Below are 16,591 nucleotides of genomic sequence, written 5' to 3' on the forward strand. Positions count from 1 at the left end.
GCAAGAGCAGATTTATCGCTCATCTATCGTCAGTTTAACAAATATCATCAGTAAGAATATTACCATTATGCAATGGCAAGAACTTTACCAACAGCGTGTCTGCTCGGCAGACGAGGCTGTCGTGAACTCTCTTAAACCGGGAACGAAAGTCGTATTCGGTCATGCTGCTGCGGCACCCGTCCGTTTCTCTCAGGCTATGTACCGCCAGCGTGAAAAGCTGGAGAATATCACTGTTTTCCACATGTTGTATTTCGGTGATGCACCGCACCTCACTCCGGAAATGCGTCCGCATGTACATCCGACGCTCAACTTCCTTGAGGGCAACTCCCGTCCGGCAAGCCGTGACCGTCGTGTCGATTTCATCCCCTGCCACTTCCACGAGGTGCCGGAACTGTTTCGTCAGGGATTCTTTCCATTGGATGTAGCCGTAGTACAGGTATCTACTCCTAACGAAGAGGGTTATTGCTCTTTCGGAGTTTCCTGCGACTACACAAAGGCTGCCGCCGAGTGCGCTCCGGTAGTCGTAGCCGAGGTGAACAAGCAAATGCCGTTCATCGGTGGAGAAAACCTGATTCACGTCTCCAAGCTGACCCATATCATCGAAGTGGACGAGCCGATTGCAGAAGTATTGCCTCCTGCTATCAGCGACCTCGAACTGAGGATAGGTCAGAATTGTGCCTCATTGATCAAAGACGGCGACACCCTCCAGTTGGGTATCGGCGGCATCCCCGATGCTGTGTTGCGTGCGTTGGAAGGGCATAAAGACCTCGGTATTCACACGGAAATGTTTACCGACGGAGTGATGCGTATGATTCGCAAAGGGATTATCAACGGGAAGAAAAAAACATTGCACCCCGAGAAAGTCGTTACCTCGCTGATCTTCGGATCGAAAGAATTGTACGACTTTGTCAATAACAATCCGATGATAGAATGCTATTCGGTGGACTATACCAACAATCCCGATGTTATCGGCAAGAATGACCGCATGGTTTCCATCAATTCCTGCTTGGAGATGGACCTTATGGGCCAGGCAGCATCGGAGTCGATCGGGTACGAGCAGTTCAGCGGATCCGGAGGACAAGTCGATTTCCTTCGTGGGGCCAAGCGTTCCAAGGGAGGTATCTCCATTATGGCTTTCCCCAGTACGGCCAAGAAAGGGACTGAGAGTCGCATCGTTCCCATCCTGAAAGAAGGTGCTTGTGTCACGACCGGTCGTAACGAAGTGGACTATGTGGTGACGGAATATGGCGTAGCGCGTCTGCGTGGTGCCACGCTTCGTCAGCGTGCTGAAGCCTTGACCGCGATAGCGCATCCTGATTTCCGCCCGGCCCTTGAGGAGGAAATCCGCCGACGTTTCGAGTAATTGGAAAGATCATAAAGGCCTGTAATAGGCTGTTTCGGAGCCATGTACACAGCGTTGTACATGGCTCCGTTGTGTTTAAGTCTAATGGTTGTAGGAAGGACCCCGGGAAGTTGGATTGGATGGATAGCGATAATATCCGATACAACCGGCAGAAGGAACCAGGGCGTCTAACGGCGAATTTTGCCGGTGGCGCGTGCCCAACGAATGGTCTCGGCCAAACCCTGCTCCAGATTATAGCGAGGAGAAAAACCGATTGCCCTGATCGGAGAAGAGTCGCACCGCCAGTTGCGTTGGGCTATGATGGCGTATTTATCAAGGTTGAGCGGTGTCAATGTGCCGCTGAGGTCTGCCCATTTTTGACCGATGTAGCAGGCGGTTTTTACTAAAGGCAGGGGAATGCGCAAATGGCATACGTTTTTTCGGCCGAGCAGGCGTTGGATCATCCGTCCGAACTCTATATCTGTGTATTCTTTTCCGTCCGAAACAATGTACTTCTGCCCTGCTGCATCGGGGTGTTCGGCTGCGGTGAAAACCGCTGAAGCCAGATCCTCTGCGTAAATAAAAGTGAGTGTCTGCGGCGTACTGCCCGTGGAGAAATCGAATCCCTGATCGACGCTGCGGATTGCCATCAGATAGTCTTGGTCGTGAGGACCGTAAACTCCTGTGGGTTGTATTATGGTATAGGGTATTTTGGCAAAGGTTTGCACATATTGCTCTGCCAGCAACTTGCTCTCTCCATAGGCAGTCGTAGGATCGGGGACGGAAGAGGAGGAAAGAGGTTGGCAGTCATCGGGAGGAGCTCCATAGCTGCCCATACTGCTCATCAGGACAAAGCGTTCGGGACAGTGCTTTGCCCCCTGTAATCCTATCAGAAAACGCTTGGTCTGCTCTGCATTGATCTCTCTGAAAAGAGAGGTGTCCCGAGCTTTGGTTATACCCGCATTGTGGATAACCAAGTGCCATGCGGATTCACCTTCGGGAGCCGTCTCGTCAGCCAAGCGAGCAATATCGGACAGATCGTGGTAGTTGATCTCTACAAACCGGATCCGGCTGTCTGTCAGGCGTGAGCGATCGCTGTGGGGACGCACAGCCGCCCACACTTCATATTGACGGCGCAGGGCTTCTTCGACCAAATAGCCGCCGATGAAGCCCGTTGCCCCCGTGATGAGAACTCGCTTGTCCCCCACGTTGTTATTTCCTTATTGCTTGGAATCCTTCCCCATATACCCCTCTCACTACGGATTCGGATACAAAGGCTTTGGGGTCGATCTCCTGAATGATTCTGTGGATGGATAGGCTTTGTGTCTTGCGTGCAACGACCACAAGGACTTTACAAGGTTGGCCGGAATAGCCTCCTGTAGCATCCAGCAGGGTGCACCCCCTTTTGATACGCTCCTGAATGGCATTGCTGAGCTCTTCGTTTTTGAGACTGAAGATGAGGAATTGCACGGACTGTCTATTCGAATTGAGATACCAATCCAAGGCCGTAGATACGAGGATAACCTCTACGGCAGAATAGATAAGCAGGTTGAAAGCGTCGGAAGGTGACTTGCCGGCGATGTAGACATTGACCAGATACGAGCACAAAATAATGGTACAGTCCACCAGTAGAATGGCGCGCCCGAACGACATGTTCTTGTACTTGTTCATGATGGCTACGATAATATCGGTACCGCCCGTACTGGAGTTCACGGAGAACACTACCGCAATCCCCAGACCGCTAAGAATGGAGCCGATCACCAGTGCTAAGGCCGGTTCGTCCGGCAGTAGGAGAGGGGTAAAAACTTTTGCGCCATTGACGATCTCCGTGACGACCAGATACTCTTCACCGATCGGGATGATAATGGCCAGTACGACCACGCTTATGACCGTCTTGACCATGAAACGCCATCCCAAGAAGATCAGAGCGAGTACTGCTAATCCCACATTGATGATATTGTACGGTATCGCAGCCGGAATACCCGTGGCTATTTTGATCAGAGTGGAGATACCGGCCAATCCTCCCGTGGTGATTCCTTGGGAAAGGATGAAGCCCGTCCACGCAAAAGCATAGATGGAGCATCCCAGAATAATAAGGATGTAGTCGTGGACTTTGTAATAGAGTTTTGAAGTTTTTGTAAGAGCCATAGCGATGATTATTTTCTTGTCTGTATCTTCTATTGGTTGAATCCTGAGTGGAGCGAAGAAGGAGTTCAGTTCCCTTTCCGTGCCGAACGTCGTTTTTTCTTGTAGAACATTATCAGGAGCACTACGACAACGACTCCCATTATGGAGAACCCGATTTCGTGGCTGTATTTATTGACTTTCTCCAAAAGTTGCTCCTGCGTTTCTATGCCGGGCACCTTGGCCAGATTATAGCCTATCGCCGCCAATATACAGTTCCAAATGCCGGCTCCGAGCATGGTGTAAGAGATGAAGGGGAGAAACTTCATGCGTGCCAGCCCTGCCGGTATGGAAATCAACTGTCTGACGGCAGGAATCAGTCGGCCTACCAGCGTGGAGACAGCTCCGTTCTTGTCGAAGTATTGCTCTGCATACCGTACTTTCTCCTCGTTGATCAGACACAAATGCCCGAACTTACTGTTGGCAAATGCGTAGACGATAGGACGGCCGAGCCATAGAGCCAGTACATAGTTCACGGCAGCTCCTATTCCGGCACCGATGGTGGCGAACAGGATCACGAGGAAAACGTTCAGCCCATTTTGCCCCGTGGCGGCCATCCATGCAGCCGGGGGCACAATAATCTCTGACGGGAACGGAATAAACGAACTCTCGATGGCCATCAAAAACATGATAGTCCAATAGTTCAGGTGCGCAAGGCACCACTGAATAAATCCCATAGGTGCGAGTGAGATAAAAGTTCTTTATGCGTTCTTTTGGGCTTTCTGCCAAGAATCTTTCAGCGAAACCGTGCGGTTGAAAACCAATGCCCCCGGACGGCTATCCGGATCCACCGTGAAGTAACCTATGCGCTGGAATTGGAAGTGCGATCCCGGAGCGGCATCTGCGAGGAAAGGCTCCACGCGACAGTTTTTCAGCACCTTGAGAGAATCCGGATTCAGCATCTCGGCCAGAGTCTTGTCTTTGATGTCCGACGGGTTTTCGTCAGTGAAGAGCCGATCGTACAGTCGTACCTCTGCTGGCAGACTGTGCTGTGCCGATACCCAATGGATGGTGCCCTTTACCTTGCGGTTGCTCTCAGGCATACCGGAGAGCGTCAGCGGATCGTACTCGGCATATACTTCCACGACATTTCCTTCCTCGTCCTTTTTGCATCCCGTACAACGGACTATGTAAGAGCTCTTCAAGCGTACTTCCTGCCCGGGCGTCATTCGGAAGTATTTCTTGGGAGCATCCTCCATGAAATCCTCCCTCTCTATGTACAGTTCGCGAGCGAAAGTAATCGTATGTACGCCGGCAGACTCATCTTCCGGATTGTTCACGGCAGCCATCTCTTCCGTCTTGTCCTCGGGATAGTTCGTGATCACCAGCTTGATCGGATCTATTACACCGGAAACCCTTGTGGCACGCTTATTCAAGTCCTCCCGGACAGCATGCTCCAGAAGGGCTACGTCTATAATGCCATCGTATTTGGTATAGCCTATTTTGTCTATGAAGTTGCGGATCGACTCCGGTGTGTAGCCACGACGGCGATAGCCGCACAAAGTAGGCATACGGGGATCGTCCCAGCCCGATACCAGCCCGTCTTTGACGAGCTGGAGCAGCTTGCGCTTGCTCATCATCGTATAGGTCAGATTCAGGCGGTTGAACTCTATCTGACGCGGTGCATAGCTGTCTTTCCTGAGCAGCTCGATAAAGTAATTGTAGAGGGGACGATGCACCTCGAATTCGAGGGTGCAGATCGAATGCGTGACTCCTTCGAAATAATCGCTCTGGCCGTGAGCAAAGTCGTACATCGGGTAGACATTCCATTCGTTGCCCGTACGATGATGTGGATGCTTGATGATGCGATAGATAATCGGATCTCGGAAGTGCATATTGGACGAAGCCATATCGATCTTGGCACGCAGGGTCATGGCACCTTCTTCGAACTCTCCGGCATTCATTCGACGGAAGAGGTCGAGGCTCTCTTCTGCCGGACGATCGCGGAACGGACTGGCCGTGCCGGGCACAGTCGGGCTACCCTTCTGTGCGGCGATCTGCTCGGCTGTCTGCTCATCCACATAAGCGTGTCCCTCGCGAATCAATCGCTCGGCGAAGTCGTACAATTCCTGAAAATAGTCGGAAGCATAGTAGATATTGCCCCAGTGGAAGCCAAGCCATTCTATATCTTCTCTGATGGCATCCACGTACTCCACGTCCTCTTTCACCGGATTGGTGTCGTCGAAGCGCAGGTTGCAGACGCCTCCGTATCGCTGAGCTATACCGAAGTCTATGCAGATAGCTTTGGCATGGCCGATATGGAGATAGCCGTTGGGTTCCGGAGGGAAACGTGTCTGGATTCGACCGTCATTCTTCCCTTCGGACAGGTCCGATTCCACGATTTGCTCGATGAAGTTAAGACTCTTCTTTTCCTCTATGCCACTGTTCTTATTTTCGTTCATATCAATCCGTCTTGCTTGTCCTTATTTACATTAGTGAACAAAGGTAATGATATTGGGACATAAAATAATCACGGGGCAATCCGCAAAGGGGCTGCGCTAAAACCGAATTCTGACACAGCCCCAAACGAATCGGCGTTCAGCGGAGAGAAACTTTTGTGCCCGTGCTAAATCATTTTTCCGCCTTTCGGCTATGCTTTCTAAACAGTCCTTTCCTGGGCACAACCTCTTCATCTTCCTCTCGGATGAACTTGGGATCCTGGATCACATAGCGTTTGTACACGGAGTAAAGCGACATGGTGAGCGGCAGGGCAATGAACAGCCCGAAAAAGCCGAGCAGGCTCCCCCAAATGGAAATCGAAAGCAAAATCATCGCTGGAGACATGCCCATCCTTTTGCCCATGATGTTGGGGGTCAGAATCGTGTCTTGAATTACTTGAACGATCATCATCACACCTATACCGAGGGCAAGAACGACGAAGAAATTCTGTCCCGTCTGTGCCGCCTTGAGCACCGACAAGAAAACAATCGGGACCAAACCTACTATCTGCAAGTATGGAATCAGATTCAGCATACCGATAAAGAGACCGAGCGTAACTCCCAGAGGAAAGTCGATAATCTTGTAACCGATGGAAAGAAGGATGCCCACACAAAGGGCAATCAGGGCCTGTCCGCGGAAGTAGCTGTTCATATTCTTGTCCACTTCTTTGAGTATGCTCCTAACACGAATACGGTGTCCGACCGGGAAAAGATTGACAAACCCTTTGCCCAGCTTTTCGAAATCGAACAAGATGAAAATGAAGTATAAGACGCCGATGAAGAAGATAGTGGTGTAGCTGAACAAGCTGATCGTCCCGGAGACGAGCTTATTGAGCTGTCCGAATATCTCCTTGCTATTCTCCATCAACTTCTCGTAAGAGATGCCTTTGAACAGATCCTTCATGCTGCCACTCTCGGACAGGAACTTGCGGATCGGAGCCGGCAGCATCTGTAGCAAATTCTCATCGATGCGGTACTGCTGGAGCAGGGATATTGTTTTGTTTACCTCTTCTTCTACAGCAGGAACCAAAGAGAGAACGGCAAAAAAGATCAATGCCGATATGAGAACCAGCACCGTGATCACCGACAGAAAGCGAAAGCGAAAATGGAGCCGGTACTGGACAAAACGAACCAGAGGCATCAGCACATAGGCAAGAATCCAAGCCATACAAAAAGGTATGAGGATACCTCTCAGACCGATGGCGATGGCCATAATGCCTCCAACCAGCAGGATGATAAATAACAGGCGTGCGGTACGGTCGAACGTAAACTCCCGGTCAAAAAAGCTTTGCATAGGCAGGATCGATTAGAATGTGAGTGAGTTTGGATACCGAAGATAGTCGTTTTTCCTGTTTTCTTTTGCAATTTTCACTATCATCCATGTAGATCGCTTTTTTGAACCGAGGCTTATCCTCCCTGCATGCTCGAGCCGGTAGGCGAGTGTCAGCTGATCTGCTGTCTCGAAAATGCGAATGGGAAATGCTCGGATTGCGGTCTGAGAATCCTGAAAAACAGGCGCGAGAATTTTTTCGTTGTGGCGCGTAAAATTTTTACTTTCCGAACCAAAACGAAAAATTTCTCGAGCCACGTTTTGCGGACTGTAGAGTAGCTGATTTTTGGCGCATGAACAGTTTTGATCCGGTCTACAGGATATTGTTCGGAAACTCTTATATTTGTCTGATAGATATGTCGGGAAAGTCGAAGAAGAGTCGCTATCCCCGAATTACGTTTTCCCAATCTTTTAATAACGGAACAGTTATGAGCTACTTAACAGAAGAAAAATTGACCATTGTCGGTGCAGCCGGTATGATTGGTTCCAACATGGCTCAGACGGCTGCAATGATGCGTCTGACCCCTAATTTGTGTTTGTACGATCCCTTCGCAGTAGGCTTGGAGGGTGTGGCAGAGGAAATCCGTCACTGCGGATTCGAAGGCCTGAATCTGACCTTTACATCCGACATCAAAGAGGCTCTTACGGATGCCAAATATATAGTTTCGTCGGGCGGTGCTCCGCGCAAAGAGGGTATGACCCGTGAGGATCTGCTCAAAGGCAATGCCGAAATCGCTGCACAGCTGGGCAAGGACATCAAGAGCTATTGTCCTGACTGTAAGCATGTGATCATCATCTTCAATCCGGCTGACATCACCGGTCTTGTTACGCTCATATATTCAGGGCTGAAGCCTTCGCAGGTGACTACGTTGGCCGGTCTGGACAGCACACGCCTGCAAAGCGAACTGGCTAAGCACTTCGGCATCAAACAAAGTCTCGTGACCAATACGCGTACTTATGGAGGCCATGGCGAGCAGATGGCTGTTTTCGCCAGCACAGCCAAGGTAAACGGAACGCCTCTGACCGATCTGATCGGTACCGACAAGCTGACCAATGAGCAGTGGGCAGAACTGAAACAGCGCGTCGTGAAAGGTGGGGCCAACATTATCAAACTACGCGGTCGCTCGTCTTTCCAAAGCCCTTCTTACGTGTCTATCGAAATGATTCGTGCTGCCATGGGTGGCGAAGCTTTCCGTTGGCCGGCCGGCTGCTATGTGAACGAGCCGGGCTTCGAGCACATCATGATGGCTATGGAGACTACTCTCACGAAAGATGGCGTGAAGCACAGCGATATCAGCAAACTCGGCAACGAAGCTGAGCGCGCTGAACTCAAGGAAAGCTATAGCCACCTGGCTAAGCTGCGCGACGAAGTGATCGCCATGGGCATCATTCCTGCGATCGCTGACTGGAAGACGGTGAATCCGAATCTGTAAGGTTCATCCTTTTGAATGATAATACTCTTGAGAGAGAGGGTGCATCCGAACGATAGGCGTTTCGGTGCTCCCTCTCTCTTTCTTTTTTCGGCTCATTTGGCTTTTTGGGGCTTGTTGGCGATGTTGGTCAGTCGGTAGCATAAGCCGCTCTCCGCTGCCGGACCTTTCCTTCGCTTGAGCATTTGGACATAAAGGAAAAAGCCGAAACTCTCTTGCATTGAAGAGGGCTTCGGCTTTTCTGTTGTAGGGGGATGACTATCAGAGACTGTCCAGGAAGGAGCAGACTACATCCATAAGCTCCGTGTCCACTGTCCTGTCGAGGAAAGCATACTCATCGGGCGTGCCGAATTCGGCCGTCTGCATGATGTGGTTTACCATAGGCAGGTACACTACCTTGTTGGGCGTATTGCCCGTATCTGTACCGAGGAGGAACTTCATCTTGGACATATTCACCTCCTGCAATACCTGCTTATCCATACCACCATATATAGCCATTGTAGGAGGAAGGGGATGGCTGCCCACTCCGGATGCTACGTCCAGTAGCGGTGCGGGATCGTAGCTAAGGAAGTGCCTCATCCATGGATTGGACAGCTGCTCTGTCATGAGCTTGATACCTTGTTCTTTCATCTCATCGGTCATTGCCTGAGGGAAGAGCACGGAAGCGTTGGAGCGACAGTAGGATTCGATCCGAGCGCGAATATCCGATGCAGTACCGGGAGCAGTGGCCAAGCGGATCAGCTCTTCCATGGCTGCCCGCTTCGCTGCGTTCTGCGGTTGCCCCGTTGCGATTTCATCAATCGCGGCATTTTGCGAAAGCAGTATCTCCGCACCTTTTACAGAGGGTGCCCCTACAAGAACGAGACCCGCAACTCCTCCTACACGGCGAGCGACCATCGGAGCGATGATACCGCCTTCGCTATGACCGAAGAGGAATACTTTGTTGGTTAGTCGGGGATAGTGATGGCGCAGATAGGCCAGTTCACTCTCGATATCGCCGGCCAACGTGTCTGTCGTGGCCTGCGAAGCATCGCCGGCACTCTCACCGAATCCGCGATCATCGCAGCGAAGCACGGCATAGCCATGGCGGGTAAGCTGATCGGCGAGCACAGCGAAAGGTTTGTGGTCGAATATGGTTTCATCCCTGTCCTGCAAGCCACTCCCACTGATCAGGATCACTGTCCCTTTGGTTTGGGCTGCATCTTTGGGGGCAGTGAGTGTACCTGCAATCGTGAAACCATCGGTTTTATGCGGGATCTTCACCTCTATTACATCGTATGGGAAGGGCGGTTGAGGCGTCTGAGGGCGATAAGACTTGGCGGCATCCAGTCCGCGATAGAGGGACATCATCGTGCCGAAACGTCCTTGTCTGAATTCTCCTTGGATAGAGTCGCTCTTGAGCTTGCCTCTGTAGGAGAGAAGGAGATCCTTGACAGCGATGTTGAGGCTGTCGCCGGCGATCGTAACAGAAGAAAGCGGTATGCCGAATGCTTTCTGGTCAGGGCTGTCCATCGTGCCCTGCCAAGTGTCGCCCGTCTGTTTGAGGTGAAAAACCAATGCCAAGGATCCGTTCCCACGAGGAATACGTCCACTCCAGTCGCCGGCAAATTTTTGCGACTTGCAGCTCATTGTAGTCATAAGAAGTACTACTGCATAGATGATAATAATGACTTTATGCTTCATAACGATTGAGAATAATAGTTTTCCTTATAGGGTCCCTCCACCGGCTTTTTTCTGTCCGGCTTTCCTTTTCTGTTCGCGTTCTTTCGCTCGCTCTTTACGTTCTCGCTCGCGCTGACGAAGTTTCTCTTTCCGCTCACGTTCTTTTTCTTTGAGCTTCTGCTTGCGTTCCTTCTGCTTGAGACGTTGCTCCTTGAGCTTGTCACGACGGGCTTTGTCTCGTTCTTTTTCCCGTGCTTTCAGCTCTCGCTTGCGATCGCGCTCCTTCTCACGCTTGGCCTTTTCGAGTGCTTTCTTTTCGTCCTTCTCGTTTTGTGCACGCTCTTTGGCCAGCCGCTGAATCTGCTCTACCGAGACGTCTTTGCCTTCTTGCTGCTTGAGCGATGGCAAAGCAGCAGCATCTGAGATCGTATCGGTTGTGGAAGAATCGGCTGCCACAGGCTTGGCTCCGGAGAGGATCTGCTCTCTATCGATGTCGAAGGTAATGGGAGTAGCAGTCATGATGCTGTCCTTGCGCGGTTTGATGGGGACGAGTGGTTTCCCATCTGTGTGGGTCGTACTATCGCGAGCGGTATCCTCGGTCTCGTCCTTTTCGGACAGGATAGGAGCAGGAGTAGCAGCAGGTTCTATATCCTCCTCCTCTTTGCCGACAGCTTGCGCTCGTCCGGTCATCTGCTGCCAGCGATCGAGGACGAAAGCCGTCTCGGGCACTTCTTCTTTTGCAAGGAAGGTCATGTATTGACCTACGCTTTTACCCTTGACAAGCAGCTGGTAATTGTTCTCCGATATGGGGAACAACAGGCTGCTCTCGCCCATCGCACTCATAAATCCGTTCGGAGCGAAAGCATCTTTGATATACTGCCAGCCCATCCGAGGGGTTGGGAGAGCAGTCATCAGCCACTGGTCGAATGCAGCCACCGTGCTGTGCTCTATTTCCAGCGTTTGCTCCGTGTAGCGGGAGAAATTGAATGAGGCAAGGGCAAAGAGCACCCTGTTTTTGTTCAATACACCGGCCGGAGCAAGAAGGATCAGACGGGTACGCTCGAATGATTTGGGCTTTTCAAAAGGAGGCAAAGAGTCCGGCGATATGTTGGCAGTATCCGAACCGCCCCAACGAATGTCCCAGTCGATACCCGTATAGCCGCCCTGTACGATGGAGCGACCACGGAGCAACTCGGTAAGCATCGAGGAAGCTAATTCGGTGACGTCTGCTTTCGGATAATCCTTCACGAGCTGTTTCAGGGCAGAGGTGAAGCCCTTGGAGTCTGCCTCCAGCACATAACAGAGTGCGTTGAGGAAGTCGAATTTCGGTGCCAGTTCCGATAGGGGGAATCGCTCGCGGCATTCATTTCTGCTCTTCCTGACCGAACCGACCGCTCCTTTGAGGTAAGAGTCGAATGCTTGCTCGTAAAGTTCGTTTTGGCGACGATCCATTGCGGCCAATTCCTTCAGGTAATCGGGGTTGCTCAGGGCCTTTGCCAGATTGTCTTCGGGATAGTATTGTAGAATCAAGGTGCGGCAACGTTCCGCTTCCGGCTTGTTGTTCATTCGGGTGTAGAGCATGAAGAGACGATAGAGCACGTCCATCTTCTTCTCATAGTTCGGATAGCGACGAAGCAGGGTCTCGTAAGTGTCGGCCGATTCGTCGAACTTCTCCATCCGCTCATTGAAGACCGCTCCCATGCCGAACAAACCTTCTGCAATGAGTTTGCCGGCAGCTTCCTTGGCTTCTTCCGTCATTGGCAATTGCGCCAGATAGTATTCGCGGTTCAATGGATCGGAGGATGCGGAATCGGCAGCTGCCGCCTGTAGCTCCTCTTCGGTCATCAAAGCTCCGGGCTGCGTCTCATCCGTCTCTTCTGCAGCAGCAGTATTGTCGGAGGGGATGTCGAAATTGGCCTGTTTGCGGCGACGTCTCCAATCATCCTCCAGTACACGCTTTCCCCATTTGCGTTCGAAAGCCGCTTTGCCCTGAGCAATCAGTTGAGGATTATAGAAGTAGAATTCTCCCGAAGTGCCGCTCATCTGCATGCCGGGCGGAGGATTCTGTGTCTTTCCCATGGGAGAGGGAGCCAATCCATCGCTCTCGGAATTGAAAAGTTCTTGGTTCTGCTGGAGTTTCGCCATCTCCTCCTCTTCGAGTCGTTTCTTCTCCGCTAAGGCATATGCATTGATAACGCTGTCGATAATGGCCAGCCGCTGTTCTTCCGGCATGGCAGCAAGAGTAAGAAGGCTATCCTGTTCGTGCACGACCTTGGCATGACCGACCAATTCATCGAGCTGGGAGGAAAGTTCGGCTACACGTTTGTAGTCGGGATTGAGTCTGTTCAGCACACCGGCTGCAGCAGAGAAGCACGGCTGAGCTTTCAGGTACTGCTTCCTTTGCATATAGATGTCGCCCAAACGAATCTGACAGAGGGCAAAATCGGCTCCACGTGCCGTGCTCTTTTCTATTCCGGTCGTATATGCTTCGATCGCCGCCAGTGTATCGGGAATATCCATGTATATATTGCCTGTTGCATAGAAGATCTGATCCAGTACATCCTTGTATTTGCCTTTCTTGGCCATCCGTTCCAATCGAGCGGCTACTGTACGGGGATCCCGTTCGCTCTCCAGTTCCATCTTCCTGATCCGTGCGGCAAAGGCCAAAGCGAAAGGCGGAGAAGTCCGCAACACTTTGGAATAGGCCTTGCGAGCCTCCTCTGTCCGATTGTTTTCCTGCAAAAGCTGTCCGAGCAGATAATACATGCGAGCACGTTGCCGCTTGTTTTTCTCTTGTCTTGCTGCCTGTTGGAGATAAGGTATGGCTGCGTGCTTGTCTCCCGACAGGATCGAACGCTCTGCCACAGCCAAAGAGTACAAGCCTCTGCGATCGACATGCGGAAGATCCTTGGGAATGCGCTCGAGCAAACGCTCCCCTTCATGCAACCACCCCATCTCACTGTAGCAGCGTACCTGCCAAAGACGAGCTTCATCGCGGATTATCGGTTCATTGCTGTACAAGCGTGCGATATAAGAAAATGTAGCTTGCGCCTGCAGGAAGTCCGCATTATAGAACTGCGATTTGCCCACGAGCATCCATGCATTGTGGAGGAAACGGTTGTATTCTCTTTTGTTCTGGAAAGCCACGGCCTTGGGATCGCTCTGCCAACCTTGCTTGCGCTCCGGTTTGGTACGAATACTATGCAGGTGGATAGCCTTTCTCCCTTTGACAATGGCCTGATCGAAAGCCCCTCCCTCTTTGGTCTTTTGCTGTCCGGACTGAGCCGTGATGGGATCGAGGAATATCTCCTCCGAATAACCCTCCGTGTGGCTTTCGAGCAGTCTGTCATAGGCATCGTTATAAGCATTCTGTCCGTTGTAGAATACATTATAGCGTGTAGTGAAATTGTGATAGAATCGGGATGCCGCCGTATTCTTCGATGTGGAGCAGGACAGCATACCGAATACGACAGCTATCGGTATAAGCAGATAGAATGCGAGGAGGTATAGAAATCTATGGCTACGCATGGACAAAGGACTTAATCGTTTTGGCTAAAAGGAACAAGGCCACCAACACCAGAATGATGAAAGCTCCGGAAGGGATCCCCAGACTATAACTGCCCCAGAGACCCGTGAAGGCTGCCAAAGTCGCCAAGATTACAGAACCGAACAGGATCGAAGAGAAGCGCGAAGTAAAGAGATTCATGATACTCTGAGGAAGGGTCAGGAGCGACATCAGCAGCATGATGCCCACCAAACGGATGCTGAGTACAATACCCAAAGCCACAGCCACGGACATAAGCATCTCCACGAGGTGAACCCTGACCCCTCGTGTACTGGCAAAATCAGGATCGAAAGCCGTATAGAGGATCGTACGATAGCCGAACACGAATACGGCGATCATCGCCAACGCCATAAGCGCGAGGAGAAACAAATCCGTATGTGAAACGAGCAGGATATTGCCGAACAGGAAAGAAGACAGCCCCGTACTGTACCCCGGTGTAAGCGCAATGAAAAGGGTACCCAGTGCCATACCCAAAGACCAAAAAGCCGCGATGGCCGAATCCTCACGCAGGAGTCCGGCTCGTGTCACCCCTTGTACACCCAAAGCAGAGAGCACGGCGAAGACGGCAGCTGACAAGAAAGGATTGATCCCCAGATAAAGCCCCATCCCGATGCCACCGAAAGAAGCATGCGTAATCCCCCCACTGACGAATACCATCCGCCGAGCCACCACATAAGAGCCGAGCAGGCCGCACACAATGGCTGTGAGCAGACTGCCCGCTATAGCGTTGCGAAAGAATCCGTACTGTAGTGCTTCAATCATCGTGTCTGTGCTGGATACGGTGTTCGGATACGATAAAGAGGGCTTGTTCCTTGATGGATACGGGCATTTGTATCTGTCGCATCTGGAGGCTTCGAATCCAAGACGGTACCTCTTCCTCTTGCAGCGTGGAGAGCACCTCCTCGAATTCTTCGACGGCTTCGGTGCTATACTCCTCCGGAAGTACGCCGGCATAGCGATCCAGCTCCTCATCGTCATAGTAGACGATGCCCTTGCTCACGGCTGTCAGCAGGCTGTCCTTCTCGCAAGTGATATGCATACCGCAACACCCCTGCGGCACCACTCGTACAGGCTCCTCCGGAAGCGACTCACCCTTGGCCTCGGCAGCTCTTCGCTTGTACGAATGGCGGATCTCGGTCAGGGCGGCTATAAGCCCCAAAACGAGTACGCCGATTATCAATATCAAGATGTTGCTCATCTCTTCTATCCGCTTCTTACTTATATTTCCTCTCCGTCGAATCCCAAAAGGCGGCTCACGCTAAAGAATCCGGGAAAACTTTTGCCGACTACGCCGGCATCCTCTATGATCACACCCTGCTCCGACAACGCGGCAGCCGCCGCAAAGGCCATGGCCATACGGTGATCGTCGTAGACCCTGATGACAGGCAGCTCTTCCGGCATACACCGCTCTCCATCCCAAAGGAGAGCATCCTCATCCGATCGAACAACGTAGCCCAGCTTGCGTGCTTCAGCACAGATAGCCGCCAAGCGGTCGCATTCTTTCAGCCTCAAATGTCCTACACCCTCCAGACAGAACGGTACCTCCTTCAGCAAACAACATACAGCTAAAGTCGGCACCAGGTCGGGACAATCTCGGACATCTTCCGTACCGAAATCATCAGTACACCTCACCGGCGAATAACTGAGGACTATGCCGCTATCGGTCTTCTCTGTGACGACACCCAGCCGTCCGAACAGAGCTGCTGCGCGACTATCAGCCTGCATACTCTCGTCCGGCGGAAGCAAGTCCGGAAGGCTTACTCTACCGGAAAGCTCTCCCACCGCTACCATATTATATATATAGCCGGCAGCAGACCAATCGGCCGACGGATACCATTCCATCGGAGCAGTGAAAGGCCGTTCCCCAACCGTTATGCTGTCTTCGCTGCGCTCGACTTCTATGCCGAAAGCCGTGAGGAGACGGCAAGTCATACCGGTGTAGGGAGCCGATACCTCCCTGTTCTCCAGCTTGATCGACAGCCCCCCACTGAGCGTAGGAGCGATCAGCAAGAGAGCACTGACGAACTGCGAGCTGACACCTGCATCTACACAGACAGTGCCTCCGCACATAGCAGCCGGCCGTATCAGCAGAGGAGGGAAACCCTCTACTCCTTCGTAGGTGACATCCGCGCCCAAAGAGCGAAGAGCCTCCACCAAAGGACGGATCGGACGTGCACACATCCGCTCCGTACCATACAACCGTACAGGCCGGGAGACAAAGCGCGCCATGTAGGCTGTCAGAAAGCGCATAGCAGTACCCGCATCCCTTACGTTCACCTCATCGGATATATCCGAAGTCAAAATCCGGTGCACCGTCTGTACATCGGAGGGAGCATCTCCTCCCAAAGGAGGCAGCACCTCTCCCGACATGGCATGGAGCAGCAACAGCCGGATCCATTCGCTCTTGGAGAGTGGCAGCCGAAGACTGACATCAGTGGTCCGGCCTTTGGGATTAAACGTACAGTGAAGTTTTTTCATTGCATGAAAGCATTAGTCCGCAGAGAAAAGCTGTGCATTCACTGTCGTACTAACGTACTATTCGTAGCAGCAAAGTTAGCAAAAAGCCTTTCGCTCTTATCAATCGCACTCGTGGGGCAACCTGCCGGTAAGCAACCGAACCGAGTGGGCTACGCCCTCCAT

At 51.8% G+C, this 16,591-nt stretch carries 14 protein-coding genes; 3 read left to right on the forward strand and 11 right to left on the reverse strand.

Features of this window, described 5'->3' with window-relative positions:
• Nucleotides 1–67 precede the first annotated feature (67 nt).
• Nucleotides 68–1,363, forward strand: coding sequence for an acetyl-CoA hydrolase/transferase family protein (locus F452_RS0102555; protein WP_018964697.1), 1,296 nt, complete (start codon nucleotides 68–70; stop codon nucleotides 1,361–1,363).
• A 167-nt stretch (nucleotides 1,364–1,530) separates the two neighbouring features.
• Here F452_RS0102555 and F452_RS0102560 read toward each other — a convergent pair whose 3' ends face one another.
• The 6 genes from F452_RS0102560 to F452_RS13210 form a co-directional block, all read right to left on the reverse strand.
• Entirely contained in the window at nucleotides 1,531–2,550 is a 1,020-nt protein-coding gene (locus F452_RS0102560) for an NAD-dependent epimerase/dehydratase family protein (protein WP_018964698.1), read from the reverse strand.
• A gap of 4 nt (nucleotides 2,551–2,554) precedes the next feature.
• A complete protein-coding gene (locus F452_RS0102565; protein ID WP_018964699.1) occupies nucleotides 2,555–3,490 on the reverse strand; it encodes a YitT family protein in 936 nt (311 codons plus the stop codon).
• A gap of 65 nt (nucleotides 3,491–3,555) precedes the next feature.
• Complete coding sequence (locus F452_RS0102570) at nucleotides 3,556–4,203, reverse strand: DedA family protein (protein WP_026292129.1); 648 nt, start codon at nucleotides 4,201–4,203, stop codon at nucleotides 3,556–3,558.
• A gap of 24 nt (nucleotides 4,204–4,227) precedes the next feature.
• Nucleotides 4,228–5,928, reverse strand: a complete 1,701-nt coding sequence (locus F452_RS0102575) for a glutamine--tRNA ligase/YqeY domain fusion protein (RefSeq protein ID WP_018964701.1) — start codon at nucleotides 5,926–5,928, stop codon at nucleotides 4,228–4,230.
• A gap of 169 nt (nucleotides 5,929–6,097) precedes the next feature.
• Nucleotides 6,098–7,258: an AI-2E family transporter gene (locus F452_RS0102580; protein ID WP_018964702.1), complete on the reverse strand. Its 1,161-nt coding sequence runs from the start codon at nucleotides 7,256–7,258 to the stop codon at nucleotides 6,098–6,100.
• A gap of 149 nt (nucleotides 7,259–7,407) precedes the next feature.
• A complete protein-coding gene (locus tag F452_RS13210; RefSeq protein ID WP_235317470.1) occupies nucleotides 7,408–7,530 on the reverse strand; it encodes a DUF1661 domain-containing protein in 123 nt (40 codons plus the stop codon).
• On the opposite strand from F452_RS13210, the gene F452_RS13215 reads away from it, so the two are divergent.
• Nucleotides 7,499–7,573 (forward strand): DUF1661 domain-containing protein, encoded by a 75-nt coding sequence (locus F452_RS13215; protein WP_394358152.1) that lies wholly within the window; start codon nucleotides 7,499–7,501, stop codon nucleotides 7,571–7,573. The two genes, F452_RS13210 and F452_RS13215, sit on opposite strands and share 32 nt — an antisense overlap.
• 149 nt (nucleotides 7,574–7,722) lie before the next feature.
• Entirely contained in the window at nucleotides 7,723–8,727 is a 1,005-nt protein-coding gene (locus tag F452_RS0102590) for a malate dehydrogenase (protein ID WP_026292130.1), read from the forward strand.
• Between the two features lie 258 nt (nucleotides 8,728–8,985).
• Here the strand turns inward: F452_RS0102590 and F452_RS0102600 are convergent, their stop codons facing one another.
• The 5 genes from F452_RS0102600 to F452_RS0102620 are packed head-to-tail and all read right to left on the reverse strand — an operon-like array spanning nucleotide 8,986 to nucleotide 16,429.
• Nucleotides 8,986–10,407, reverse strand: coding sequence for an alpha/beta hydrolase (locus tag F452_RS0102600; RefSeq protein WP_018964706.1), 1,422 nt, complete (start codon nucleotides 10,405–10,407; stop codon nucleotides 8,986–8,988).
• Nucleotides 10,408–10,431: 24 nt separating this feature from the next.
• Nucleotides 10,432–13,914 (reverse strand): type IX secretion system periplasmic lipoprotein PorW/SprE, encoded by a 3,483-nt coding sequence (porW, locus tag F452_RS0102605; protein ID WP_018964707.1) that lies wholly within the window; start codon nucleotides 13,912–13,914, stop codon nucleotides 10,432–10,434.
• Complete coding sequence (locus F452_RS0102610; RefSeq protein ID WP_018964708.1) at nucleotides 13,907–14,713, reverse strand: metal ABC transporter permease; 807 nt, start codon at nucleotides 14,711–14,713, stop codon at nucleotides 13,907–13,909. Before F452_RS0102610 ends, porW begins: the two co-directional genes overlap by 8 nt.
• Nucleotides 14,706–15,149: a hypothetical protein gene (locus tag F452_RS0102615; protein ID WP_018964709.1), complete on the reverse strand. Its 444-nt coding sequence runs from the start codon at nucleotides 15,147–15,149 to the stop codon at nucleotides 14,706–14,708. The genes F452_RS0102610 and F452_RS0102615 overlap by 8 nt, the downstream gene beginning before the upstream one ends.
• Before the next feature lie 20 nt (nucleotides 15,150–15,169).
• Nucleotides 15,170–16,429 carry a 3-phosphoshikimate 1-carboxyvinyltransferase gene (locus F452_RS0102620; protein WP_018964710.1) on the reverse strand — a complete coding sequence of 420 codons (1,260 nt, stop codon included), beginning with the start codon at nucleotides 16,427–16,429 and terminating at the stop codon, nucleotides 15,170–15,172.
• Nucleotides 16,430–16,591: the final 162 nt, after the last annotated feature.

It is taken from the genome of Porphyromonas gulae DSM 15663 (assembly GCF_000378065.1).
Classification (GTDB): Bacteria; Bacteroidota; Bacteroidia; order Bacteroidales; family Porphyromonadaceae; genus Porphyromonas; species Porphyromonas gulae.

Bases quoted from the DNA above. Each gene is read 5' to 3' on its own strand.
- F452_RS0102565 (WP_018964699.1), bottom strand. From the start codon at position 3,490: ATGGCTCTTACAAAAACTTCAAAACTCTATTACAAAGTCCACGACTAC.
- F452_RS0102575 (WP_018964701.1), bottom strand. From the start codon at position 5,928: ATGAACGAAAATAAGAACAGTGGCATAGAGGAAAAGAAGAGTCTTAAC.
- F452_RS0102555 (WP_018964697.1), top strand. From the start codon at position 68: ATGCAATGGCAAGAACTTTACCAACAGCGTGTCTGCTCGGCAGACGAG.
- porW (WP_018964707.1), bottom strand. From the start codon at position 13,914: ATGCGTAGCCATAGATTTCTATACCTCCTCGCATTCTATCTGCTTATA.
- F452_RS0102615 (WP_018964709.1), bottom strand. From the start codon at position 15,149: ATGAGCAACATCTTGATATTGATAATCGGCGTACTCGTTTTGGGGCTT.
- F452_RS0102620 (WP_018964710.1), bottom strand. From the start codon at position 16,429: ATGAAAAAACTTCACTGTACGTTTAATCCCAAAGGCCGGACCACTGAT.
- F452_RS0102590 (WP_026292130.1), top strand. From the start codon at position 7,723: ATGAGCTACTTAACAGAAGAAAAATTGACCATTGTCGGTGCAGCCGGT.
- F452_RS0102600 (WP_018964706.1), bottom strand. From the start codon at position 10,407: ATGAAGCATAAAGTCATTATTATCATCTATGCAGTAGTACTTCTTATG.
- F452_RS0102610 (WP_018964708.1), bottom strand. From the start codon at position 14,713: ATGATTGAAGCACTACAGTACGGATTCTTTCGCAACGCTATAGCGGGC.
- F452_RS0102570 (WP_026292129.1), bottom strand. From the start codon at position 4,203: ATGGGATTTATTCAGTGGTGCCTTGCGCACCTGAACTATTGGACTATC.
- F452_RS0102580 (WP_018964702.1), bottom strand. From the start codon at position 7,258: ATGCAAAGCTTTTTTGACCGGGAGTTTACGTTCGACCGTACCGCACGC.